The sequence below is a fragment of the Streptomyces sp. NPDC057543 genome (assembly GCF_042801895.1).
Taxonomy (GTDB): domain Bacteria; phylum Actinomycetota; class Actinomycetes; order Streptomycetales; family Streptomycetaceae; genus Streptomyces.
This window is the reverse complement of the sequence record NZ_JBHVFF010000613.1, coordinates 1-1,032: the sequence shown is the minus strand read 5'-3', so window position 1 is coordinate 1,032 and position 1,032 is coordinate 1. Positions and strand designations below refer to the sequence as shown.

Sequence of the window (1,032 nt, the reverse complement as noted above, 5' to 3'; positions counted from 1 at the left end):
ATCCAGGTCGGGTCGGTTGCGGTGGGCGGGGATGCGCCGGTGTCGGTGCAGTCGATGACGACGACGCGTACGTCGGACATCGGTGCGACGTTGCAGCAGATCGCGGAGTTGACGGCGTCGGGCTGTCAGATCGTGCGGGTGGCGTGTCCGACGCAGGATGATGCGGATGCGTTGGCGACGATCGCGAAGAAGTCGCAGATTCCGGTGATCGCGGATATTCATTTCCAGCCGAAGTATGTGTTCGCGGCGATCGATGCGGGCTGTGCTGCGGTGCGGGTGAATCCGGGGAACATCAAGCAGTTCGACGACAAGGTGAAGGAGATCGCGCGGGCGGCGAAGGATGCGGGTACGCCGATCCGGATCGGTGTGAACGCGGGTTCGCTGGATGCGCGGTTGCTGAAGAAGTACGGGAAGGCGACTCCGGAGGCGTTGGTGGAGTCGGCGCTGTGGGAGGCGTCGCTCTTCGAGGAGCATGATTTCCGGGAGATCAAGATCTCGGTGAAGCACAACGATCCGGTGGTGATGGTGAATGCGTACCGTCAGCTGGCTGCTCAGTGCGATTACCCGTTGCACCTGGGGGTGACGGAGGCGGGTCCGGCGTTCCAGGGGACGATCAAGTCGGCTGTGGCGTTCGGTGCGTTGTTGTCGGAGGGGATCGGGGACACGATCCGGGTGTCGTTGTCGGCGCCGCCGGCGGAGGAGGTCAAGGTCGGTCTGCAGATTCTGGAGTCGTTGAATCTGAAGCAGCGTCGGCTGGAGATCGTGTCGTGTCCGTCGTGCGGGCGGGCGCAGGTGGATGTGTACAAGCTGGCGGATCAGGTGTCGGCGGGTCTTGAGGGCATGGAGGTGCCGTTGCGGGTTGCCGTGATGGGCTGTGTCGTCAATGGTCCGGGGGAGGCGCGTGAGGCGGATCTGGGTGTCGCGTCGGGCAATGGCAAGGGGCAGATCTTCGTGAAGGGCGAGGTCATCAAGACCGTGCCCGAGTCGAAGATCGTCGAGACGCTGATCGAAGAAGCCATGAAGATCGCCGAG

General features: G+C 63.5%; 1 protein-coding gene. It reads left to right on the top strand.

The features are described from left to right. Positions 1-1,032, top strand: a 1,032-nt coding sequence (ispG, locus tag ACFU8Q_RS41675) for a flavodoxin-dependent (E)-4-hydroxy-3-methylbut-2-enyl-diphosphate synthase (RefSeq protein WP_384465500.1), incomplete at both ends; no start/stop codon positions are given.